26 protein-coding genes are annotated in these 22,611 nt (G+C 56.4%); 17 read left to right on the forward strand and 9 right to left on the reverse strand.

Features of this window, described 5'->3' with window-relative positions; translation table 11 throughout:
* Positions 1 to 77: 77 nt before the first annotated feature.
* The 5 genes from ACA069_RS13150 to ACA069_RS13170 all read left to right on the forward strand — a co-directional run bounded on the left by ACA069_RS13150 (position 78) and on the right by ACA069_RS13170 (position 4,398).
* Complete coding sequence (locus ACA069_RS13150) at positions 78 to 1,085, forward strand: zinc-binding alcohol dehydrogenase family protein (protein ID WP_497617903.1); 1,008 nt, start codon at positions 78 to 80, stop codon at positions 1,083 to 1,085.
* Between the two features lie 57 nt (positions 1,086 to 1,142).
* Positions 1,143 to 2,315 (forward strand): L-dopachrome tautomerase-related protein, encoded by a 1,173-nt coding sequence (locus ACA069_RS13155; RefSeq protein ID WP_497617905.1) that lies wholly within the window; start codon positions 1,143 to 1,145, stop codon positions 2,313 to 2,315.
* Positions 2,316 to 2,344: 29 nt separating this feature from the next.
* The gene (locus tag ACA069_RS13160; protein ID WP_497618235.1) at positions 2,345 to 2,653 is read left to right on the forward strand and encodes a putative quinol monooxygenase; all 309 of its coding nucleotides are present in this window, start codon (positions 2,345 to 2,347) and stop codon (positions 2,651 to 2,653) included.
* Between the two features lie 123 nt (positions 2,654 to 2,776).
* Positions 2,777 to 3,904 carry a saccharopine dehydrogenase family protein gene (locus tag ACA069_RS13165; RefSeq protein ID WP_497617907.1) on the forward strand — a complete coding sequence of 376 codons (1,128 nt, stop codon included), beginning with the start codon at positions 2,777 to 2,779 and terminating at the stop codon, positions 3,902 to 3,904.
* 2 nt (positions 3,905 to 3,906) lie between these two features.
* The gene (locus ACA069_RS13170; protein ID WP_187678684.1) at positions 3,907 to 4,398 is read left to right on the forward strand and encodes a DUF2269 family protein; all 492 of its coding nucleotides are present in this window, start codon (positions 3,907 to 3,909) and stop codon (positions 4,396 to 4,398) included.
* On the opposite strand, the gene ACA069_RS13175 is transcribed toward ACA069_RS13170, so the two are convergent.
* Both ACA069_RS13175 and ACA069_RS13180 read right to left on the reverse strand, forming a co-directional pair.
* Positions 4,382 to 4,858, reverse strand: a complete 477-nt coding sequence (locus ACA069_RS13175) for a thiol-disulfide oxidoreductase DCC family protein (RefSeq protein WP_489881199.1) — start codon at positions 4,856 to 4,858, stop codon at positions 4,382 to 4,384. The genes ACA069_RS13170 and ACA069_RS13175 overlap by 17 nt on opposite strands.
* A gap of 106 nt (positions 4,859 to 4,964) precedes the next feature.
* On the reverse strand, positions 4,965 to 5,894 hold the full coding sequence (locus ACA069_RS13180; protein ID WP_497617909.1) for a LysR family transcriptional regulator: 930 nt from the start codon (positions 5,892 to 5,894) through the stop codon (positions 4,965 to 4,967).
* A gap of 107 nt (positions 5,895 to 6,001) precedes the next feature.
* Here ACA069_RS13180 and ACA069_RS13185 point away from each other — a divergent pair, with 107 nt between their 5' ends.
* Both ACA069_RS13185 and ACA069_RS13190 read left to right on the forward strand, forming a co-directional pair.
* Positions 6,002 to 6,754 (forward strand): 3-oxoacyl-ACP reductase family protein, encoded by a 753-nt coding sequence (locus tag ACA069_RS13185; protein WP_489881197.1) that lies wholly within the window; start codon positions 6,002 to 6,004, stop codon positions 6,752 to 6,754.
* 226 nt (positions 6,755 to 6,980) lie between these two features.
* Positions 6,981 to 7,730 (forward strand): SDR family NAD(P)-dependent oxidoreductase, encoded by a 750-nt coding sequence (locus ACA069_RS13190; RefSeq protein WP_401265109.1) that lies wholly within the window; start codon positions 6,981 to 6,983, stop codon positions 7,728 to 7,730.
* 24 nt (positions 7,731 to 7,754) lie between these two features.
* Here ACA069_RS13190 and ACA069_RS13195 read toward each other — a convergent pair whose 3' ends face one another.
* On the reverse strand, positions 7,755 to 8,654 hold the full coding sequence (locus ACA069_RS13195) for a LysR family transcriptional regulator (RefSeq protein WP_497617912.1): 900 nt from the start codon (positions 8,652 to 8,654) through the stop codon (positions 7,755 to 7,757).
* Positions 8,655 to 8,903: 249 nt separating this feature from the next.
* On the opposite strand from ACA069_RS13195, the gene ACA069_RS13200 reads away from it, so the two are divergent.
* The 6 genes from ACA069_RS13200 (at position 8,904) to ACA069_RS13225 (ending at position 13,769) form a co-directional block, all read left to right on the forward strand.
* Positions 8,904 to 9,389 (forward strand): DUF6130 family protein, encoded by a 486-nt coding sequence (locus tag ACA069_RS13200; protein WP_497617914.1) that lies wholly within the window; start codon positions 8,904 to 8,906, stop codon positions 9,387 to 9,389.
* A gap of 55 nt (positions 9,390 to 9,444) precedes the next feature.
* On the forward strand, positions 9,445 to 9,747 hold the full coding sequence (locus ACA069_RS13205; RefSeq protein ID WP_187678678.1) for an ArsR/SmtB family transcription factor: 303 nt from the start codon (positions 9,445 to 9,447) through the stop codon (positions 9,745 to 9,747).
* A gap of 63 nt (positions 9,748 to 9,810) precedes the next feature.
* Positions 9,811 to 10,773 (forward strand): zinc-dependent alcohol dehydrogenase family protein, encoded by a 963-nt coding sequence (locus ACA069_RS13210; RefSeq protein WP_497617917.1) that lies wholly within the window; start codon positions 9,811 to 9,813, stop codon positions 10,771 to 10,773.
* Between the two features lie 55 nt (positions 10,774 to 10,828).
* Positions 10,829 to 11,140 (forward strand): antibiotic biosynthesis monooxygenase family protein, encoded by a 312-nt coding sequence (locus ACA069_RS13215; RefSeq protein WP_497617919.1) that lies wholly within the window; start codon positions 10,829 to 10,831, stop codon positions 11,138 to 11,140.
* 149 nt (positions 11,141 to 11,289) lie between these two features.
* A complete protein-coding gene (locus ACA069_RS13220) occupies positions 11,290 to 11,547 on the forward strand; it encodes a hypothetical protein (protein WP_401265097.1) in 258 nt (85 codons plus the stop codon).
* A gap of 302 nt (positions 11,548 to 11,849) precedes the next feature.
* On the forward strand, positions 11,850 to 13,769 hold the full coding sequence (locus tag ACA069_RS13225) for a tyrosine-protein phosphatase (RefSeq protein WP_497617921.1): 1,920 nt from the start codon (positions 11,850 to 11,852) through the stop codon (positions 13,767 to 13,769).
* 11 nt (positions 13,770 to 13,780) lie between these two features.
* On the opposite strand, the gene ACA069_RS13230 is transcribed toward ACA069_RS13225, so the two are convergent.
* Positions 13,781 to 15,364 (reverse strand): EAL domain-containing protein, encoded by a 1,584-nt coding sequence (locus ACA069_RS13230; RefSeq protein ID WP_497617923.1) that lies wholly within the window; start codon positions 15,362 to 15,364, stop codon positions 13,781 to 13,783.
* Positions 15,365 to 15,485: 121 nt separating this feature from the next.
* Positions 15,486 to 16,457 carry a helix-turn-helix transcriptional regulator gene (locus ACA069_RS13235; protein ID WP_497617925.1) on the reverse strand — a complete coding sequence of 324 codons (972 nt, stop codon included), beginning with the start codon at positions 16,455 to 16,457 and terminating at the stop codon, positions 15,486 to 15,488.
* 271 nt (positions 16,458 to 16,728) lie between these two features.
* Between ACA069_RS13235 and ACA069_RS13240 the strand changes: the two genes are divergently transcribed.
* The 3 genes from ACA069_RS13240 to ACA069_RS13250 all read left to right on the forward strand — a co-directional run bounded on the left by ACA069_RS13240 (position 16,729) and on the right by ACA069_RS13250 (position 18,779).
* On the forward strand, positions 16,729 to 17,358 hold the full coding sequence (locus ACA069_RS13240; protein ID WP_497617927.1) for a DUF3885 domain-containing protein: 630 nt from the start codon (positions 16,729 to 16,731) through the stop codon (positions 17,356 to 17,358).
* A gap of 182 nt (positions 17,359 to 17,540) precedes the next feature.
* Positions 17,541 to 17,933, forward strand: a complete 393-nt coding sequence (locus ACA069_RS13245; RefSeq protein ID WP_497617928.1) for a hypothetical protein — start codon at positions 17,541 to 17,543, stop codon at positions 17,931 to 17,933.
* Positions 17,934 to 18,086: 153 nt separating this feature from the next.
* Positions 18,087 to 18,779 (forward strand): M24 family metallopeptidase, encoded by a 693-nt coding sequence (locus tag ACA069_RS13250; RefSeq protein WP_497617930.1) that lies wholly within the window; start codon positions 18,087 to 18,089, stop codon positions 18,777 to 18,779.
* Between the two features lie 282 nt (positions 18,780 to 19,061).
* Here the strand turns inward: ACA069_RS13250 and ACA069_RS13255 are convergent, their stop codons facing one another.
* Together ACA069_RS13255 and ACA069_RS13260 are read right to left on the reverse strand one after the other, a co-directional pair.
* Positions 19,062 to 19,628: a hypothetical protein gene (locus ACA069_RS13255; protein WP_497617932.1), complete on the reverse strand. Its 567-nt coding sequence runs from the start codon at positions 19,626 to 19,628 to the stop codon at positions 19,062 to 19,064.
* A gap of 56 nt (positions 19,629 to 19,684) precedes the next feature.
* Positions 19,685 to 19,930 (reverse strand): hypothetical protein, encoded by a 246-nt coding sequence (locus ACA069_RS13260; protein WP_497617934.1) that lies wholly within the window; start codon positions 19,928 to 19,930, stop codon positions 19,685 to 19,687.
* 215 nt (positions 19,931 to 20,145) lie between these two features.
* Here ACA069_RS13260 and ACA069_RS13265 point away from each other — a divergent pair, with 215 nt between their 5' ends.
* On the forward strand, positions 20,146 to 20,715 hold the full coding sequence (locus ACA069_RS13265) for a DJ-1/PfpI family protein (RefSeq protein ID WP_497617936.1): 570 nt from the start codon (positions 20,146 to 20,148) through the stop codon (positions 20,713 to 20,715).
* Positions 20,716 to 20,895: 180 nt separating this feature from the next.
* Here ACA069_RS13265 and ACA069_RS13270 read toward each other — a convergent pair whose 3' ends face one another.
* Together ACA069_RS13270 and ACA069_RS13275 are read right to left on the reverse strand one after the other, a co-directional pair.
* Positions 20,896 to 21,183 carry a hypothetical protein gene (locus tag ACA069_RS13270; protein ID WP_497617937.1) on the reverse strand — a complete coding sequence of 96 codons (288 nt, stop codon included), beginning with the start codon at positions 21,181 to 21,183 and terminating at the stop codon, positions 20,896 to 20,898.
* Between the two features lie 413 nt (positions 21,184 to 21,596).
* Entirely contained in the window at positions 21,597 to 21,959 is a 363-nt protein-coding gene (locus tag ACA069_RS13275; RefSeq protein WP_401265084.1) for a DUF6124 family protein, read from the reverse strand.
* Positions 21,960 to 22,611 lie beyond the last annotated feature (652 nt).

Below are 22,611 nucleotides of genomic sequence, written 5' to 3' on the forward strand. Positions count from 1 at the left end.
TGCAGGTTTTTCTTTGTCCGTGGGAAGCCGAAAATGGCGGCATATCAACGTATCGGCCCTTCAGACAGCGAGTTTCCATGAAAGCCATCACCTTCACCCAGCACGCCCTACCCATTGAAGATCCACAGTCATTGCAGGACATCGAGATGACTGCGCCAGTACCCGGCCCACGGGATCTGCTGGTCGAAGTGCGCGCGGTTTCAGTCAATCCGGTCGATACCAAAGTGCGGGCCGGTACTTTCACCAAAGAACCGAAAATCCTCGGCTGGGATGCCGCAGGTATCGTCCGCGAGGTCGGTTCTGACGTGACGCTGTTTCAACCCGGTGATGAAGTGTTCTACGCCGGCTCGATTGCCCGCGCTGGCAGTTACAGCGAATTGCATGTGGTGGATGAGCGGATCGTCGGGCACAAACCACGATCCTTGAGCGCAGGCGCTGCTGCCGCGTTGCCACTGACCTCGATCACTGCCTGGGAGTTGTTGTTTGAGCGGCTCGGTGTCGTTGAGGGTTCAGGGGAGGGCGAGTGCCTGTTGATCACCGGGGCGGCGGGCGGCGTGGGTTCGATGCTGGTGCAACTGGCCCGACAGTTGACCCGCCTCACGGTGATCGGCACGGCTTCACGTCCGGAAACGGCGGATTGGGTGAAGCAATTGGGCGCGCACCACGTCATCGATCATCGCCAGCCGATGCTCAGTCAGTTGCAGGCGCTGGGCCTTGCCGAAGTCGACTATGTCGCCAGTCTGACCCACACCGAGCAACACTTTTTACAACTGATTGAAGTCCTCAAGCCGCAAGGGCGTCTGGGCGTGATCGACGATCCCGAGCGTCTTGATGTGATGCCGCTCAAGCGCAAGTCGCTGTCGCTGCATTGGGAACTGATGTTCACCCGTTCGCTGTACGAAACCTCGGACATGATCGAGCAGCATCACTTGCTTGACCGGATCTCGGGCCTGATTGATCAGGGCGTTCTGCAGACCACCGTGGGCGAGCATTTCGGCGCGATCAACGCAGCGAACATGCGACGTGCCCATGCTTTGGTCGAGAGCGGCAAAGCCCGGGGAAAAATTGTCCTCGAAGGGTTCTGATCAGCGCCGTCCCAGACATTCACAGGGGGGCTTCGAAGCCGCCCCCAGGAGCACGTTATGCGTATGAAAATGTTGGCCATGGTCTCGGCCGCTGTGTTGGCGACGCCGCTCGCTCATGCGATCAGCGCCATTCCTTTAACGGCGGATGCACCCGCTGATCGATCCTTCGGCAAACTGGAACAGGTCCATGGGTTTTACGACGCGATGCCAACCGGCGTAACGGTCAGTGAGACCGGGCGGATCTTCGTCAACTTTCCGCGTTGGGGTGACAACGTACCGTTCACCGTGGGCGAGATCCGCAACGGCCAGGTAGTGGCTTATCCGAACGCCGCGATCAACCGGGAAAACCCCAACGATCCGAGCGATGGTCTGATCAGCGTACAGAGTGTGGTTGCTGACGGGCAGGGCCGCGTCTGGCTGCTCGACACGGCCGCGCCGGGCTTCGCTGAACCGAAGCCGCGTGGCGCGAAGCTGGTGGCGGTAGACCTTGCCAGCAACAAAGTCGTCAAGCGCCTGGTGTTTCCAGAGAACGTCATGTTGCCCACTACCTACGTCAACGACATGCGTTTCGACTTTCGCACCGGCGCCGAAGGCACGGTCTACCTCACTGACTCATCCTTGCGCGGCCCCGGGGCGATCATCGTCATGGACATCGCCACTGGCCGTGCCATGCGCCGCTTGAGCGGCGTACCGGCAACCTCGGTTGATCCGGCTTTTGTACCGGTGGTTGAAGGCTTGGCAGTGACGGTCGAAGGACCTGACGGCAAACGCAAACCGCTGGCCGTGGCATCCGACGGGATCGCGCTGTCGGCGGACGGCAAGACGCTGTATTTCACGCCACTGTCGAGCCGGCATTTGTATGCCGTATCCACAGCGCTGCTGCGTGACACCCGCGTAAGCGAACAGCAACTGGCCGCCGCAGTGCAGGATCTGGGTGAGAAGGGCGCGTCCGATGGCATGGAGGCGGATGCCGAAGGCGCTGTCTATGCCGGGGACTACGAGCACAACACGATCCGCAAGCGCCTGCCGGATGGCCAATGGCAGACATTGGTGCACGACCCGCGTCTGCTCTGGCCCGACACCTTATCGATCGGTCCCGACGGTTATCTGTATTTCATCGCCAACCAGTTACACCGCCAAGCGGCGTTTCGCGGTGGTCAGGATCAGCGGCAAAAACCCTACAGCCTGCTACGCCTGAAAATCGATGCGGCGCCAGCACCTACCCGTTAATACCTGTTTTGGATTTTGGAGAATTGATGATGACTACATCCGCTGAAGTGTTGGTTTCAATTGCCGTGCTCAAGGCCAAAACGGGTCAGGAGCAGGCCTTGAAAGAAGGGTTGTTGGCACTGGTTGAGCCGACACGAGCTGAGCCTGGCAATCTCGACTATGTGTTGTTTGAACTGCGTGACGAGCGCGACACGTTCTACATGCGTGAGGCATTCAAGGATCAAGCGGCGCTGGACGCGCATTTCGCCACGCCATACTTCCAGCGCTTTGCTGCAGCGGCGAATGATCTGCTCGCTGAGCCGTTGCAGTTGATCTTTCTTGAGCAAGTCTCGATCTGACGTGACCACGCAGGCGCCTTGGATTTGTTGAGTGGCTAGCTGACGCTCGGCTCTATATTCTTCACGCCGGTAGGTCCGTGTCGAAATTGGCTGAGAACAGCCTGTCATTTAGGGAAGCGTTAAATGCCGTTCAGGGTGATGGTGGTCGGTGGCTACGGCAATTTCGGTAGCATCGTTTGCAGGCATTTGGCGGTCATGCCGGGTGTGGAACTTTTGCTCTCGGGACGTGATGCGCAAAAGTTGCAGCGCAAGCTCGACGAGTTGAACCGCCAGTACGGCACGGTCGCCGAAGGCTGGTGCGGTGATGCCATGGGCGCGGAGTTCAGCTCGGTTTTGCGTTCATTGAACATCCAGTTGGTGGTTCATACCGGCGGGCCGTTTCAGGGCCAATCCTATGCGGTCGCCGAAAGCTGCATCGCTGCCGGGGTGAACTATTGCGATCTGGCGGACTGCCGAACCTTCGTCAATGCCGTGGGCGTTCTCGATGCCAGTGCGAAAGCGGCGGGCGTGGCGATCCTCAGTGGTTGCAGTTCGGTGCCGACACTTTCATCGGCGATCATCGATCAGCAACGCCATCGCTTCGCACGGATCGACTCGATCGAACACGGCATTTCTTCTTCGGCAAAGATGCCGGGGCTGTCGACGATTGAAGGTGTTCTGGCCTACGCAGGCAAACCGATCAAACAACTGAAGGACGGTAAGGTGCATGAGGTGTCGGGTTGGCAGGATCTGACCCTGCGCAAGATGCCGCAACTGGGCACCCGTTTGTTGGCCAACGTCGATGTGCCGGACATGGATATTTTTGCCGGCCGCTATGGCGCGCAAACCCTGAGGTTCAAGGCTGGCGCCGGGTTGAAGCTGGGCGGTATCGCCAACGCTCTGTTGGCGCAGGCGCTGAAGACCGGACTGGTTCGCGACCATACCGTTTGGGCCGCAAGACTGCATCGGCTGGGCACCCGGTTCGAACGTTTCGGCGATGGCAAAAGTGCAATGTACATCGACGTTCAGGGGATTGGCGCTGAAGGACAACCGCTATCCATGACTGCGCAACTGACTGCACTCAATGACAAAGGCCCGGAAATCCCAAGCTGCGCGGCTGTGGCGCTGGCGGCAAAAATGGCCCAAGGCTACGTGCCGCAACCCGGGGCCCGACCTTGCGTGGGTGAAGTCGGCGTCGACGAATACCTGGCCGCGATCAATGATCCGGACAACCTGAGTTTGTCCGTGCATTTCTTCGACGGGCAGCACTGAACATGCTCTATCTGGGCCTCAAGTATCTGCACATCATCGCGGCGATTTTCCTGTTCGGCTTCGGCATGGGTTCCTACCTCTATCTGGTCGCCGCGAGCCGCACGGCCAATCCGCAGGTGATCGCCCACGTCGCGCGCATGGTCGTGCGTTTCGATGCCTGGATCACCACACCGGCAGGCTTTGTACAGATCATCACGGGCTATCTGCTGATGAGGCTCTCGGGCCTGCCCATGACTACTGAGTGGGTGCTGACCTCGCTGGTCATTTTCCTTTGTGTCGGGTCGCTTTGGCTGCCGGTGTTGGTCTTGCAGAAACGCCTGTGTGTGATGGCAACGAGTGCGGGGGAGGCCGGGACGGGGCTCAATGAAGATTATCGAGCCGTGTACAGAAAGTGGTTCTGGATGGGCGTCGCCGGTTTTGCCGGGATGTTTGTGATAGTGCTGATGATGGTGACGAAGATGACGCCGGTTCAATTGGTCAGTTTTCTGATTTAGCCACGAACGGCATCGTTGTTTTCAAAAAGCGTTGTTCGTGGTCAGGATTCGGCAGCAGGCACGTATCGTACTTGCCGAACAGCCGATAACGATTCAGCGCGATGCGGTCATAGGCCCAATCGCGCAACCTGCGCGGAACGACACGCAGCAATCGCAAGGGTTGCCAACGGGCGGATAACTGGCCGATGACTTCGAAAAAGGCATCGGAACGTTCCCAATATTGCCGATCGCGAATGACTGCCATGGTGTCGAACTGATCCACCGGCAAACCCGCCCACGCCAGCAGTGCCTGGCCTTCGGGTGACTGAACTGCCGCCAAGCGCACACGCCGCTGATGATCATGCCGAATCAGAAACCGTGCCCAGCCATTGCACAGCTTGCACACGCCGTCGAACAGCACCACTGTTTCGCCTGGCTTGAGCAGTGGCGCGGGGGTAGGGCGGGTTTGTGAACTTGGCATCAGCGTGAGTCCATGGAGGCCGGGTGTTCGGGATCATAACCGCGTGACAGGTTTGACGTCTGCTTTTGGACGATTGTTGATCGATGGAAGAAGGTGCGCAGAAACGTCAGCCGTTACTGCCTGAAAACTGCCGGGCAAGTTGTCGCTGTTCAAAAACCTCGCTGACGAAGTCGATAAACGCCCGGGTCTTGGCTGGCATAAGGGTACGGGTGGCAAAATACATGGAAATGGTTCCCGCATCGGCGTACCAGTCAGGGACTAATCGCACCAGGTCTCCGCGTTCTATCCAACTGAGCACATCCGGGATTGCGAGAAAGCCGACCCCCAACCCCAGCAACGCCGCTTCGCGCGCGGCCGCAGGATCGTTGACGATGAGGGAGTCCCTGACGCGAGCCGCCATTTCCAGACCTTCCTTATTACGCATGCTCCAGTGCCTGACTCTGCCTGTCCGGCCAGACCGCATGACAATCCCTTCGAAAGACTCAAGTGCCTGAGGGTCGGAAGGGGGCGTTTTTCCGCGCATAAACTCGGGTGACGCGACAGCGATGACATGCGCCGGGGACAGCGGGCGTGAGATCACGCCTTGAGCCAATTCGAACCCACCGCCGATAGCCACGTCGAATCCCTCGGCGATCAGATCGACTTGCCTGTTCTCGAAATGCCATTCAGGACGAATCCTTGGGTACCTGGCCAAAAACTCCGGCAGCAGCGGCAGCACCTGACTGATGCCGAAGGTGGGCGCCATGCTGACTTTCAGCAATCCAGCCGGCTCACCCTGATCCGTTGCGACAGCGCTGATGGCGTTTTGCAAAGCATCGAGGTTGCTGCCGATAGACGCGAGAAAGTGCTCTCCGGCTTCAGTCAGCGTCAGCTTGCGAGTGGAACGATGGAACAAGCGCACGCCCATGTTGCGCTCAAGCATGGCCACATTCCGACTGACCGCTGCCGGGGTCAGCGCGAGCTGCCGTGCGGTGGCCGAGAAGCTGCCGGTCTCGGCGCTACGGACGAAGTACTCCAGATTGGCCAGTGTTTCCATGGATCACCTGATAGCAATGCTTGAAAATGATGTGAGTCATTGCACTCTAATCAATTGATCATCACGGGGCCATGATGATTTCACCTTAACTCAAGAGTGAAATGTTCATGTCCATTCAAACTCTCCCTCTCGCTGGAAAAGTCGCCTTGGTTACCGGCGGTTCCCGTTCGATTGGTGCCGCTGTGGCCAAGCGTCTGGCCGCTGACGGTGCGTGCGTTGCGCTGACCTACAGTGCGTCGCCGGCCAAGGCACAGGAAGTCGTGGAGGCAATTACCAATGACGGTGGGCGTGCCATGGCGATCCTGGCAGATGCTGGTGAACCCGCCGCCGTGCGGGCTGCGGTGGCACAAACCGTTGAGGCGTTTGGCCGTATAGACATTCTGGTCAACAACGCTGGCCTCGCCTTGGGCGGCCCGATCGAGGGCATCGAGTTCGACACCTACGAGCGCATGATCGCCGTTAACGTCACTGGCGTATTCGTCGCCACCCAGGAAGCGGTTCGTTTCATGAAGGAAGGCGGCCGGATTATCCATATCGGCTCGTCCATGACCCGTTATGCGGCGTTCCCGACAGCCTCCCTCTACACCCTGACCAAAGGCGCGATCACTGGATTCAATCGCAGCCTCGTACGTGACCTCGGGCCGAAAGGCATCACGGTCAACACCGTTCATCCCGGCCCGACCGATACCGATATGAACCCCGATGGCGGCCCGGTGAGCGACATCGTCAAGCCTGGCATTGCGCTTGGTCGTTATGGTCAGTCTGCGGAAATTGCCAGTGTGGTGGCGTTCCTTGCCGGCCCTGAAGCGTCTTTTGTCACGGGCGCCGACATCGTCGCCGACGGTGGTTTCACCGCTTGATCCTGTTGGATCGCATCAAGGCGCACCTTCGGGTGCGTTTTTTGTTTTTCCGAATGAAGATTCGAGCCGTTATCTGATGGATACACCGATTTTAATTATCCAATTAGATGGATAGACAAATCGGATTTACCCGGTTTTTCTGTGCAATCGGCAGGCATAGAGTGGATTCACCGGTTCGAAGCACCGAACTAAAACCCCACTTACGCAGTCACTCGGAGCATCACAGATGAGCAATAAACTGGCAGGTAAAGTTGCACTGGTTACCGGCGGCACCACAGGTATCGGACTGGCCTCCGCGCAGGAGTTTGCAGCACAGGGTGCAACGGTTTTCATCACCGGTCGCCGTCAGGCCGAGCTGGATGCAGCGGTCGCCCTGATTGGCGACAAGGCATTCGGTATCAAGGGCGATGTGGCCAATCTGGCTGATCTGGATAACGTTTTCTCGGTCATTGCGGCGCAGGCCGGCCACCTTGATATCGTCTTTGCCAATGCCGGTGGTGGCGACATGTTGCCCCTGGGGTCGATCACCGAAGAGCATTTCGACCGCATCTTCAGCGTTAACGTTAAAGGCCTGCTCTTTACCGTACAGAAGGCGTTGCCGCTGCTCAAAGACGGTGGCTCGGTGATCCTGACGGCGTCGACCACTGCCAGCCAAGGCACCGAAAACTTCAGCGTCTACAGCGCGAGTAAAGCCGCTGTGCGCAACTTCGCCCGCTCTTGGCTGCTGGATCTGAAACCGCGCAACATTCGTGTGAATGCCATCAGCCCTGGCCCGGTCGCCACGCCCGGTCTGGCAGGCCTGGTACCGGCAGAACAGGTTGACGGTCTGCACGCGCATCTGGCCAGCCTGGTGCCGATGGGGCGTCTGGGTGATCCGAAAGAAGTCGCCAAGGCCGTGTTGTTCCTGGCTTCCGATGACAGCAGCTTCATCAACGGTATCGAATTGTTCGTCGACGGTGGTGCTGCACAAATCTGATTGCGCATGGCCTGCGTGGAGCGATCACTGCAACGTGGAAAAGTGCTCCACCAGCCAGTCGATGAACACACGGACCCGGTGGCTGAGGTTGCGGTTCGGCGGATAGGCGACATGAAAGGGGTAGGGGGCTGGACGCCAGTCTTGCAGGATGGCCACCAATGCGCCGGTCTCGATGTAAGACTGCACGGAATAACTGAACGTATGGATTACACCCAGCCCCGCCAGTCCAGCAGCAATGTGCGCGTTGCTTTCATTGACACTCAACGCACTGTTGCCGATCACCTCGATGTTCTCTTCGCCGCGCTGAAACACTGCCGGGACCGCTCGACGGGTGCGCGCCGATTGATAACTGACAAGGCGATGCTCCTTCTCCAGCTCCGTCGGGTGAGCAGGCTTACCCAATCGCTGCAAGTAGGTCGGTGAGGCACAGGTGGTCCAAGAAGCCTCGCCCAGGAACCTTGCCGCCAATGACTGCTCCCGGAGGGCGCCACCGCGAATCACACAGTCGACGTTTTCACTGATCAAGTCGACATGCCGGTCGCTCACGCCAAGGTCGATCTTGATATCGGGAAACCGCGCAAAAAACGCCGGCAAGGCCGGAATGATCAACGAAGTGGCCACGGAACCACCTACATCGACATGAAGGGTGCCGCCAGGATTGAGTCGCGTGCTTTGAAGGCAGGAATCGATCTCTTCAAGATCGCGAATGATTCGAGCGGTCTGTTCGTAATATTTGGCCCCTTCGACGGTGACGGTCACACTGCGCGTGGTGCGTTGGAGCAGGCGCACCCGCAAAAAACTTTCGAGGTCTTGAATCAACTTGCTTACGGTCGCTTTAGGCATCTCCAAAGAGTCCGCAGCCTTTACAAATGATCCGGCTTCGACGACCCGGGCAAACACACGAATGGCTAACAGTTGGTTCATGTTTGGTGATGCCCAGTGGTTGAGTTCAGTCGCTTGAATATTCGACCGATCAAGAGTGAGTGCTTTTTAAAAGAGGCGCTAGAACTTTGCGCGCAAGCGCTTGAACGACCGCCGTCCCCGCAGCGCCCCCCACGAGAAGGCCAGTCCAGCGCCGCCGCATGCGCGCCTCGGCATCGCTCTCGGCCACGAGGGGCAACAGCAACCATTGGTTTGAACTAGGCTTGAATGAAATAATGCGGGAGAAAACCCATGCCCCTCGCTTCCGGAAATCTATTGGCCCTGACATTGAGCGCCTTCTTTTGCACCGCCGTGTGCGGAGTAGGGATAGCAAACGCCGATTCTCCACCGGCAATACTGCCATTGGACTCTGAAACTGCGCCGAAACTCATTGCCTACGCGCCGCTTGCCGAGCCACTCGCCCGTGGTGTTGTCATTATTCAATATCAAGCGGATCACGCCAGGGTCATGCCGGTATTTGGCAAAACGGCTGCCGATGTATCACCGCGTCTCGGGCACCTCCATGTGACCGTCGACGACTGGAAGGGCACATGGGCACATACCAGCGAAGGCCCGATTATTCTGGTGGGACTGACGCCCGGCGCTCACAAGGTTCTTCTGGAAGTAGCCGATCCGACTCACAAAATACTCACCAGCACGACAGTGAGTTTTGTGGTCCCGGAGAAGAAATCAATGGCCGTCTCCGACACTGCAGACGATCACGCCTTGAAACCATAACGGGTGAGGATGTTTTTCGTATTGACATATCGAAAAATGTCGATATTCTCGCGGCATGGACTTACTCGAAATATTCAAAGCACTCTCAAACCGTACACGTCTTGAAATCCTGACCGGTTTGAAGGACCCCGAGAAGAACTTCCCTCCACAGGATGAAGGGGACGTTCACACGGTGGGCGTTTGCGTCAGCAGTATTCAAGAAGGCGTCGGGCTTTCGCAGTCGACGGTGTCGTCTTATCTTGCAACGCTGCAACGAGTAGGCCTGGTCGAAGTCACGCGCATCGGTCAGTGGACTTACTACAAACGCAATGAAGCCACCCTCCGTGTGCTTGCCGAGATCATAGGGAAAGATCTGTAATTTTTTTTGCCCCATTATATCGAGAAATCTCGATATCCCTTTTTGTCGAAATGAGGATTTACAGTGAAAGCGCTGATACTGAAATCATTTGGCGGTCCGGAATCGTTCGAACTTTGCGACGTGCCCAAACCAGTGCCGCAGGCAGGACAGGTCTTGGTTCGGGTACACGCAACCTCCATCAATCCGTTGGATTTCCAGGTTCGACGTGGCGATTATCCCGATCTGGTGCCGCTGCCGGCCATCACCGGGCACGACGTGTCTGGGGTTGTCGAAGCTGTCGGGCCGGGGGTGACAGCGTTCGCTCCGGGAGACGAAGTCTGGTACACCCCGCAAATATTTGAAGGCTCAGGCAGTTATGCCGAATACCACGTGGCGGCCGAAAGCATCATTGGCAAGAAGCCGCCTTCGCTGAGCCATCTTGAAGCGGCAAGTTTGACGCTGGTTGGCGGGACGGCGTGGGAAGCGCTGGTCGGGCGAGCGGTGCTCAGAGTGGGGGAAAGCATCCTGGTTCACGGCGGTGCGGGCGGCGTCGGTCATGTCGCGATACAGCTGGCAAAAGCCATGGGCGCCAAGGTGTTCACTACCGTACGCGAGGCAAACTTCGAGTTCGCACGGGGTTTGGGTGCCGACGTGATGATCGACTACGAAAAGGAAGACTACGTCGAGGTCATCCTGCGGGAAACGGCTGGCCACGGCGTCGATGTGGTGTTCGACACCATTGGTGGCAACACATTGTCGCGCAGCCCCGATGTACTCGCGCAACTTGGCCGGGTGGTCTCGATTGTGGACATTGCCCAGCCACAAAACCTCGTTCAGGCCTGGGGCAAGAACGCCAGTTATCACTTCGTATTCACCCGACAAAATCGCGGCAAGCTGGATGAGTTGAGCGCATTGGTGGAGCGCGGTCAGCTACGGCCGCATGTGGGGGCTGTGTATTCGCTTGCCGACATTCCACTTGCTCATGCGCGGCTGGAGAGTCGCAACAACGGTCTTCAGGGAAAAATCGCAATTGCCGTCGCGCCGTAGACTCACCTGATCAGTGCGCATTGTTGACTATTGAAACTCGATTTGGAGAAACGCCATGATTTATGAAATCGCTTTGCTCCCGGTTCACCAGCAACACATTGAAAAATTCAGACATGCATTTGCCGAGGTGGCTCCTTTGCTCAGCCGCGCAAAGGGGTATATCGGTCACACGCTCGCTCAGGGGATCGAAACCCCCCATCAATTCAACCTGATCGTGCAGTGGCAAACACTGGAAGATCACACCCCGGGCTTTGAAGCGAGCGAAGACCATCGGATATTCATGCTGGGCCTGGAGGAATATTTTTCGCAGGAGCCCACGGTCTATCACATAGAGGGGCCGGCTTTTTCTACCGGCGAACAAGGATGAGTCGAACAGCGTCCTGACCTGAATGTGTTTGATCGGCGGTATCATTGACTGTGTCAATAACAGCCATTAACTCAATCAGTTTTTCATATCAGATTTGCGGCGTAAGATCGGCCCCATACCCACTCACTGCACTTCTGGAGCACACCGCCATGAAACGTCAAACCATCCTCGGCATCGCTTTCTCGATCTTTGCACTGAACGCTTTTGCCGCGACTGAAACCGACCCATTGTTCAGCGACGCCGTTGCCGCAACTGAAACCGATCCGCTGTTCAGCGATGCTGTTGCTGCTACTGAAACCGATCCGCTGTTCAGTGACGCCGTTGCCGCCGATGGTTCGGATCGCCTCACAGGCAATCGGGTAGCCGAAGGTGGTTCTGACCGTCTGCTCGAACGCCGTGCAGTCTGAATGCAAGGTTTGACCGCAATACTCGATGAAAGCCCGGCCTCAACCGCCGGGCTTTTTTTTGCCACTTGGTTGCGGCGCTGCTGACGGCCACTGCGCTTTATCAGGGTATCGTCTCGTAGCGGATCAAGTTCATCGGCAAACATCAGCGCCGGGGGGAATCGCTGAAGTCGCCGTTAATGGACAGATTACGCACCCCACGGCCCAATCGCGCAGCCATTTTCACTCGAACTTAATCTGTCATATTCCGTATCACTTCATTGCACATAGTCACCAGCCCAACGCTTATTCCATGAGGCTGCACTGTGTTCCAACGTCTTCTGTGTTCGCTGTCCGTTCTGAGCCTGTCTATCGCCGCTGCCCACGCTGCCGAGTCCGTCGCGCTCGATACGCCGCGTCTGAGTAGCATCGATAACTTCCGTGACATCGCCGGCCTCACCACCGCGTATTCCACCGCCCACGATGGGACGATGCGTAGTGGCGTGTTCTACCGCTCCAACGCGCTGACCCCGTCGGCGGCGGATCTGACGACGCTCAACAGTCTCGGTATCAACGCCATTTACGACCTGCGCACGCCAAGCGAAATTGCCGCGACGCCGGACACCCTGCTCACGGGCGCAACCTACGAAAACATCGACATCATCGGCAGCACCACTTCCGGCGCAAACATCACCACGGTATCGTTCAAAAGCGCCGCCGACGCCATCGCCATGATGGAACAGACCAACCGCGCGTTCGTCAGCGATGCGGGCATGCGCGGCCAGTTCGGCAAACTGTTCAACGAACTCGCCAGCGTCGACGCCGCACAGTTGTTCCACTGCACCGCTGGCAAGGATCGCACCGGCTGGACCGCCGCCGTGTTGCAAAGCATCGCCGGCGTCGACGACGCTACCATCATGGCCAACTACCTGGCGACCAACGACTACACCGCCGCCCGCGTCGCCGCCACGTTGAAAGCAATGCCGGCAAGTATGGCGAGCATCTACGCGCCACTGCTCGGCGTGCAGGCCAGCTACTTGCAGGCCGGCCTCGATGAAGTCACCGCCGAATACGGCAGCATGGACAACTACCTCAAACAAGGCCTGGGCCTGTCGCAGGAAACCATCTACGTCCTGCGCGGCAAACTGGTCGAGTACAACAGCCTGCCCGGTCAGGCTGGCCTGATCGGCAACGCGGCTGCCGGCGCCGAGCTTTTGCGCCAGTTGCAGAACACCAACCTGTCCGGCACCTACAGCGCTTACAACTATTACCTGCAATCGGCCATCGACGCAGGCACCCTCGGCGGCGTCGAATCCACGGTAGGCGGCCAAGTCCACGCTGACGCCGCCAGCTACCTGCTGCGCCAGAACGCACTGATTGAACAAGCCGCCGCACCCTTCGCCAGCGGCACCGACCTCAAAGTCGGCCAATACCGTTTGTGGACAACCGTGCTTGCCGGCTACCTCGGCACCGACGGCTCAGCCCATGCCGACAGCAGCAACGAACACAGCCAGGGCCTGATGGTCGGCATCACCCAACGCTTCACCGAACAACTCAGCGCACGCGGCGGCTTCGGCTACAGCAAAGGCACTGTCGGTGGTGCGGGTGGCGAGGCCGATACCGACTTCACCTTCTTCAACATTGGCGCCCGCTACGGTTTCACCAGTCTGGAACGCGGCCTGTTTGTCGATGCCAACGCCAGCGCCGGTTACGTCGATTACGACAGCAAACGCGACCTCGGTAGCGGCCTCGGCACAGCGAAGGGCGACACTCACGGCAACCTCACCGGCGCGACATTGGCGCTGGGTTACCGCGTACCTGTAAGTGGCGTGATTCTGGAGCCGAGTCTCGGCGTGCGTGTCAGTCACCTCGATCTGAAAGGCTTCAAAGAGAAGGGCAGCGAACTGTCGTTGGACGTCGACGACAGCAAACAAACCCGCCGCAGCGCCGTGGCCAATCTCGACATGTCCTTCACCCCGATTGCCATGGGTAACTGGCAACTGGTGCCCGGTGCGCGCGTGGGTTACGAGCATGTACTCGGCAATCATCAGGTCGACAGTGAAGGTCACTTACTGGGGCTGGATGTCGAACAACGCGCCGCTTTCGACAACCGCGATCAGTTCAGCGGCGGCGTCAACCTGATGGCCAGCCTTGGCCCGGTGAGCGTGGGCGCTGAAGTGGGTGCCAGCGGAGGCGGGGATAGCCACGGTTTCGCCGGTAGCCTGAAGGCCAGTTACCAGTTCTGAAAGCGCTCCATTCACAGGCATTCAAGTGTTTGCCCAACTGGCGCCTGAGTATTCGAATGCTTGTGCAGGAACCCATAAAATTGCGCGACGGGCATCGGTCTGGCAAACAGCCAACCCTGCCCGAAGTGCACGCCATGACCACGCAAATACTCGCGCTGCGCCTCGGTCTCTATGCCCTCAGCCACCAGTTTCAAGCGCAGACTCTTGGCCATTTCGATGATGTGAACCGTCACCGAAGACGCCGCCGGATCGACGTCGATGCTGTCGACGAACGACTTGTCGATCTTCAATACATCCAATGGCAACTGCTGCAGATGCTGCAGGCTGGAAAACCCGGTGCCGAAATCGTCGATGGCCGCCACAAAGCCCAACTCTCGCGCCCGATTAATGGTCTGCCGCGCCGCATCAATCTGCAGAAAGCCGCGCTCGGTTGCCTCAAGCCATATCTGACTCGGCCACACATCAGCCTTGCTTATCGCCGCCTGCAGCCGGGGCAGAAAACGCCCGCTGCTGACATCCGCCGCCGCCAGGTTGATCGCCACATGCAGATCACGCTGCTGCAGCAGTAGCGGCCCCAGGTCCTCCAGCACATGGTCGATGACCTGATCCGTGATCGGCAGAATCAAGCCACTCTGCTCCGCTAATGGAATAAACGCGTCTGGCGGCACCAGGCTGCCGTCCGGACGCAGCCAGCGCACCAGCGCTTCGGCCCCGACGCAGGCGCCATCGTGCAAATCGATGATCGGCTGATAGTGCACGATGAACTCGTGATTGCGCACCGCCACCTCAAGTTCGGCCAGTGGCGACAAGCGCTGCCGGGTACGCCTGACGAGCATCAACACCAGCATGCCGGCGAGCAGCCCACCCATCGGCAATAACAGCATCTCCCTGCGGATCAGCCCCTGCAGTAACTCATGGCGCGACACGGCGGCAATCGCCACCCAGTCGCCGCTGTGCACCAGCGTATAGAGATAGCCATCCTCCAGCGCCGAGGCCGAGCCCAAATGTACCCGGCTAATGAACCGCTCCGCCCCCGGCCGTGATACACCGACCAGTTGCCCGGCGGCGGTGCCGACCATCAGATGCACATCATCCTCGACCATCACCTGCAAAAACTGCTCAGGGTCGACCAGCACGTTAAACGCAGCATATTGCAGCGCCATCATCGGCTTGGCGGGAACAATTCGCGCCTGAACGCCAAGCGACACACGCACCCCATCAGCGGTGGTGAAATCTTCCTTCCACGGCGTCACCCGATGGCCCACCGTCCCCCACGAACCGCAGACATAAACCTCTTCCTCGACGTAGCCGATCGACTTCACCGAGAAGGTGTTGATGGTCAGCAGACGCATTTCATCGATGCTGTCCGGGGTGCAAGGGGCGAGCTCGGACGCAGCGATGCTCTTCAGCACGCCGGCCGCTTCATGAAACGTATTGTTGGCACGATTCGAGGCCACGACGGCCAGCGATTCCAGACGTTGCTGCGTCGCGGCCAGGTTCAACACCCAGGCGACATAGCCCATCAAAAGTACGGGAAGCAAGACACACGGAAGGCCCAGGAGAATGCTCCCCCAGACAATGCGTTTTTTATTCATTTGACGCCACCTTGGCCCACGGCCCGTGACGTGCGGCTGCACGGCTGTTTCTTCAGCAAAACCAGCTTACCCCAGCCGTCCGCCAGCAAACTTGTCGCAGATCAATATTCCCGAGCAACGCTCAACGCCGACCGATCAACTGTGCAGGACTGACCCCATAAGCCTTCTGAAAATACTGACAAAACCGCCCGACGTTACTAAACCCAAACCGCAACGCCACCTCAGTCACCGACCCCGAATGCCGCTGCGCCAACGTCTCATAAGCCCGCTCCAACCGCACCTGCCGCTGATACGCCACAATCGACGTCCCGACAAACCGCCGAAACCCCTCCTGCAATGCGCGCTGACTGACATTACTCAACCGCGCCAGATCCACACCACTCACCAACTGCTCCGGATGCGCCTGAATAAACTCCACCACCAACTTCACATGCCGCGGCGCAATCAACGGAGCAGGGCGGCGCAAGGCCTCAGTGAAATTGTGCGGCCAGGCTTCCAGCACCGCATCAATCAACATCTCCCGCAACCGCGACGGCATCAACGTGCCGGTGTTGATCAACACATCAAACTCCGTCCCCGTTGCCAAATCGATCAACGCCTTGATCCCCTGAAACGCCGCCGTGTTCAGATCCACCACCGGCTCAAACACAATCTTCTGCAGAACCGGCTTACCCAACAGCATCGACAACCGCTCGGTGAGCTGACCCCGACTAATCGACATCCCATGCTGCGCGTGATTGTCCAGGAAGTGCATCGAGCGAATGTCAGCCTTGTCGATGGCTAAACCGATGTGCGCCATGCCGATGGATTCGGTGGCGTGGTTGAAGATGATCCTGCCGGCAGTGGGGATGACGAAAGTTATCTCGTCCTGCGGGTCTGGGAAGGTCACGGTGAAATCGCCGTGGTAATGCATGCGACGAAAACTGACGCCTTCGTGACGGCCATAGACACCGCCGATGATGATGTTGGAGGGTAGAGGCGGGGTGTCGGAATAGCGGTTGCCGAAGAGCTTGGAGAAGAGCGCGCCGAAGTCTTCGGAGTGGAGGTTTTCAGAGCGGAGGATGATTTTTTGGCGGGGTGGGGTTGGGAACACTTTAGGCGGTTCCTTGGATTGGAAGGCATTCGGAGAAGAGGGACGCGTTTTGGCGCGATGAGGCTAGCAATTGGGTGTGACAGGTCTGTGACGGGAGAGGGGATTAGTATTACAGGGCTGCGTTCGGCCCAGAGCCGACGTTCTCATCAGGCCCGTTTCCGGCAAAAAGCGGTCGCTCGCAGGCCAGCTTTAGCTCGTATCTTGCATATACGGTAATATCCTGCACCTCGCCAAGGTTACGGACTCGGGCTGATAGCCACGAAGGGATAGAATGAATTTAGAGCTTGAAATTGAGAGGGTTTTTGGGGGCAAAGCTTTTGTTAGACCTCTGTTCTACTCATATCCAGGCGGACTGCGCTTTGCACTATCCGAAAACGGCGGGGTGATAGAGCAGTTCCTTTCAGCACTGCAAAAATCGATTAAGATTTGCAGCGATGTTTTTGTTGGTGAAACGGCGCTTGTCGTTTGCCTGCGCGCTCACTCCAGAAGCAATCAATTTGCTCATCGTGCCGCGATTCACGCTCTTCGATCCGCCGGCATTGACATACCCACTGAACGGTCAGTCTGGAGCGAGGAAATAGATCCAGCTGAGTGGTACTGCGAAAATGATCCAGAGTATTGGACCAACGTGGCATTTGAAGCGCCTATGAACCTGCTCCACGCATTTCTTTGGTGTGCATTGGCTAAAGACTTCGCCGTGATTCAGCCTAAGCTCAATTGTGATGTCTATCTGTTCAGTTTGAAAAAACGCGTCATGATTTTCCCATATGACGATAGGGGTATGGATGTAGTTGGCCCCAATACAGATCTGCTCTTACAGTTGTACCGCCATCATCATGCATACCTGCTGAAATATGACCGTCCGATTATGGATATAACATTTACAAAGCATACGACCTAGTTTCCATTTTTTGGATTGAACCTGACACCGGGATTGACCGTCTCCTTTGGGTCGATTGCAGCCCTTCGTGACAGGCAGCAATTGGCCAGGAGCAGACTCTCCAGCTTAAAAAGTCTAACTTGCCTAATCCCTGCATATTCACGTATTAATTTCGGCACTTCATTCGTGACATCGGTGCAGCAATGCCAGCAGAACTAATTCAACAGGATGGGCTGACGCTCACCATCGAGCCACGTAACGGCCGGCCTGGCTGCATTGTTGTTCGACTCTCGGGCACTCATCTGCGCGCGGAAATTACAACGGAATCGATCCCCGCTGCGGATCAGCAGCCTCGACTGGATGGATTCTTCGCGTCGGTACTGCAACTTGAGGAAGGGGACGCGAAAGACTGGCTTTCTGAAAGCGAGGATTTTTCAATCTCGGCCTGCTTGGACCCTCTTTTTCCGGGCTTGGTGTTCTTGCGCGTCTATTTGGGATCAACCTCTGATGACGACTGCGATTGGCAGATAAATGGGTCTTTGTTGGTCCTTCCCAGCCAGATCGAGCGTTTTGCAAAAGACTTGTCCGTCATTTAACAGTGCAGTCAGACTCAGGGCGTTTGAACGCAAATGAGCAAACTGCCGCGTCGGTTGCGAATATTTTTGAGTGACCGCTCTCGGCTTAGCTGACGTTCAATTTTGCTCAAACGCCTGCTCCATCATCCAAGGACGACGATAGAGGCTTCACTTATGCCAGCACCACGCAATGCACTTGTACAGACAGCTGCGAAATCCGTCCTGGCGCAGCTCGTTGACCAAATAAAGCCAGACTTGACCGAGTATTCGATCGCGAGAATTGCAACTGATTTACTGAGACAATCAGGGTTTCCCGATACTTGGTATTACAATTGTCCGGCATTCGTATTACTCGGATCGCGCAGTTCGATTTCTGTGTCAGGTCGAGACTATCAACCAAGCAGCGAAAAAGTGGGCCTGAATAATCTTGTGACCGTCGACCTCAGCCCCCGCTCAGGAAGTGTTTGGGGCGATTGCGCACGCTCATTCTATGTCGAGGACGGTGTGTGTCGATCGGTGCCACTCGGTGATGAATTCACCCGAGGGTATGAAGCAGAGCGCAGTCTGCATGCCCTCATGCTACGAACGGTCAGTCCTGAAACCACGTTCAATGAACTGTTCGAGTTGGCGAATGAGTCAATAATCGATATCGGTTTCGAAAATCTCGATTTTCTTGGCAACGTTGGCCACAGTATTTGCGAGCAGCGCGAGCAAAGGCTTTACATTGAATCGGGTAACGAACGAAAGTTGAGCGAGGTGGCGTGCTTCACATTCGAGCCACATATCCGGATCAGAAACGGTAAGTGGGGTTACAAGCACGAAAACATTTACTACTTCGACGATGATGGCGTCGCTTGTGAGTTGTAAAGGACTCACAACGCTGTTGATCCACAAATGAGGCTGTTTTCTGAGGCTATAGGTCGGTAATTACACGTCACTAACGTCCGCTTCTGGCCGTTAGCTGCCGCTCATGTCCGTCCGCTTCCGGCCACAAGTCGGCCGAAACGTTCCGGCATATCCCGCCGCGCAGTGCCCGAGCAGAGTGCCCAGAGTACGCCATCGAGTATCAAGCTCTTGCTGTTCTTGGTGTTAAAGAATAACTTCCGCTTAATCTATTGCTCACGAAAGCAAGATTTTATTCTGGTGGGTTTAATTGTAGATAAAAGTATAGCTCATAATGTAGCTACCTATTTTATTCGTGCGGGCACTCACCCATACGAGCTGCATTCCCTGTTGTATATTTTTATCCAAATCCATTTTGTTCGTGCAAAGCTCAATCCAGCGGTTTGTACTTTGATCTTCGATCCATAGACCTGCCTCGCAACGACCAAACTTCCCCCTGGAAGGTCCGGGGTATCTCAGCTCATATGAAGATTTATAACTAATAATCTCGCCAGGCAAAAGATAGGCCGCGGTGGCATAACCATTAAGAGATAGAATAAATCCTAAGCAGAACCATCCAGTAAAAGAGTTTAGAGCCTGTATTGCTGTCTTGCGCCCAGGCCGCTTGTAGAGTGTTCGAATTGCAGCGGTAAGCCCAGTAATGGAGCTGATCAGCAGATATGTACTCCACTCGGGGATTCCAGGCATCACAACTGTTCTTGCTGAAATTTTAGAAGCCCAGCCTACATAATAAAGCCATGCGCCAAAAAGTAAAAATACTACCACTGTTAGAACTATTCTTTTTGATTTGCTTTCGGGTGAACTAGGTTCCATAAGCAGCTCTTGGGGGGAAGCAGTAATTGTCGGAGGCAAAAATTTAAGTGGCGACGTCAGCGGGGGACAGGAAGAAACTCATAAGTCAACCCTGTCTCATAAAACACCGTTCGCCACTCTAGAAAACCCGGACGGTATTCGCACAGAAGACGAACGATCTGCCCATCCTCTCCGATATAGACTTCTTCCACCAAAGCGATATCTCCTGGCGCTGCCTCGCGAGATTTAATCCAATCAGTTAAAACTATTTTTGCTTGGTCAGCGCTTATTAGTTTTATGAGATCGCCTTTAGACAGTGCCATGTCCCTTCGCTTGGATTTTTACCGATAACAAGTACATGAGCCTATCGGCTTTTTAAGGCAAAGTCCTTTCTTTTAGTCCGAAGGCTTCCTTTAGACGATGTCCGCTTCTGGCCGATCGCAGCCTGTTGCAAGGGGGCTTCAATCGACCCAAAGCAACCCTTGATGTATGTTTGTTGTCGCCAAATGTTATTGGCATTCATGGAGGATTCTGACTGATGGCACGTGTGGGATTGATACTGACACCCGGTTTTGCGGACTGGGAATATGCTTTCATTGCTGGAACTGCGTCCCCGTTTTACGGGATCGACGTCAGGTTTTTCGCTTCTGCTACGGGTCAGTTCCGCTCGCAGGGTGGATTGGCTGTAACTGTCGATAGCAGTTTGCAACAATGTCTGGACTGGAAACCGGACGTTGTTGTCGTCATTGGAGGAATGGTCTGGGAAAGTGCAGAAGCACCGGATATTCGAGGCTTTCTTCATGCTAGTCGTTCAAATGGAGCGACAATTGCCGGTATCTGTGGGGGAACGCTGGCACTTGCTAGGGCCGGGCTTCTCGACACGGTTCCTCATACCTCGAACAGCGCTGACTTCATAGAAAAGAATGCCGTAGGTTATAAAGGGCGCGCGCTTTATCGAAACTGTCCGGTAGCTGTGGTTGCAGACCGCATCATAACTGCTCCAGGCCCCGCACCCGTTAGCTTCACCTGCGCAGTGTTCGAAGGTGCCGGGCTATCTTCAGAGATCATTTCTCAGTTCAGGTCAATGTTGGCAGCGGAACATCGGTGACCGCTTCGACCTACAAAACAGCTGATCAAGGTGATGTATTCGAGTGGCCGCTCATGGCCGATCTCTGCCAGTTGTTGCCTTTTAGCGAAGGGCTGGAGCCGACCCTGACTATCATTCAGATAATGGGCTGTTGAACAAGATGTACCAACGTTGATCCAGCCCTCCGCGAGTTGTTAAGCGTTACAGCCATTGGTAGGAAGCGCCGTTGACAAGTTGCTGTCGTGCTTTGTTCGATAACCATGGGAATCCTGACGAAAGACGAGCATCTGCAAGCGAGCATCCATCGGCAAAGTCCTTGCTCGCAAGCCAGCCTTCTCTCTCTATTGCTGTACCCCAGGCACGCCGCAGTTGTTCGAGGTCATTTGTGTCGAGTGATGGTGCAGATGATACCGACTCATAAAACTCCCATGGCTGCTCCCAGCGATCAAACGCCTCTATTGATGAAATCAACTTGCGATACGAACCCATTGTGGTACCTAAAGGTTAGCAAAGTGGGCATACGTGGACTCCCCATTGAATGACTCTCTGCTGACCATTTTTCGTCAGCCTTATCTCAAAAATTACTGTTTTTCCACTAGCCTGTCCACGGGCAGCTTTTGGCCGAAAACGGTTATCAGTGAGCGACCGCTGCTGGCCCAGAGTGTTTAAAAACACTTCTCCAAATTTGAAGTGTGCGCGTCTGCGTGAGATCTGAAGTGTATCGGCACGTCAGAGCAGACGTGGATTTCGCGTAGCAACCCGATTTCCAGTCCGGTTTGAGTGCACGTCGCGCTCAAAAATGTTTTTACATAGCCTCGGCCGAAAGCGGAGGCATCATGTAGCTTTGTCCGTAGTTGATCCTTCTGGGGCAACAACCTGTCGCTGCCCCAGAGGATCACGACTTACTCCACCGGCACAACGTTATCCAACGCCCGATTCACTGCCAATTCCCCCAGCATCACTACCTGCGCAATTCCTTGCAGTGTCTTGCGAGCCGACCCGTCCACCAGTCCAATCACATTCCCAAGCATGACCGAAGCCGAGCCCAGCGATTCACTGGCGTTAACCAGCAATTCCTCAGTCGGGGTTTTTGGGTTTGCGGAGAACATAGTGCTGGTTTTGTAGGGCGTGGCGTTGATGGCGGCTGCGGGTTTCAGGTAGTGGTCGAGGGCGCGTTCGGCGGCTTCGTGGAATTTCTTCGAGTCGGCTGATTCGTAGGGGGACGCTGGATCGGTTTGTGGTGGGTTGGGCGTAATTTTGAACATGGATGACACTCCTGGGAAAACGATTAAGGAGCCTTCACCATTCGCTACCAAACGAGGGGTGGCGGCCATGCACAGGTTGGTAGACCGGCCCAGGAGCCCGGCGCGCCCGAAGACGCCCTACGCATGGCCACCATCAAGCCGAGATGAAAAATCCATCTCTACAGGAGGTGCGCGATGCGCCTGGGTATGCCGGGCTACCAAACCCGATCACTGCTTTTCAGTGACCAGCCCACGATAGAGCCCGCACTCAAGGCGCACAAGCCGGCGGATTCTGGCGTAGTCGTAGGTAACGGCGCAAGGCGTTGTAGCCTGGGATGACGTAACGATGGGTGTCTTTAAACAGGGTTGGGATTCAGGTTAAACACGGTGAGGTTTTGCGATGTGTTTTGGGGGCGCTGGAGTTTCTGCTGGTTTGGCTGAGGATTACAGAGGGCGCTTCGCAGCCCGGCGGGAGCAAGTTCTCTCGCCACGGGGGCACGGCTTCAAGTCCGGGCCCTGTGGCGCTGGACGGCCAGCGATGGCTAGGCACTGACTAAAGAACAATCGGTGCATCACCATGGAGGGTGAGATTCGGGCGGGGAGTCGAGTTACGTTGAGTTGGTAGCGTAGCGCTGAGCATCTGCTCGTATGCACTGATGCTGCAATGGATTCT

Source organism: Pseudomonas sp. LBUM1652 (genome assembly GCF_059716105.1).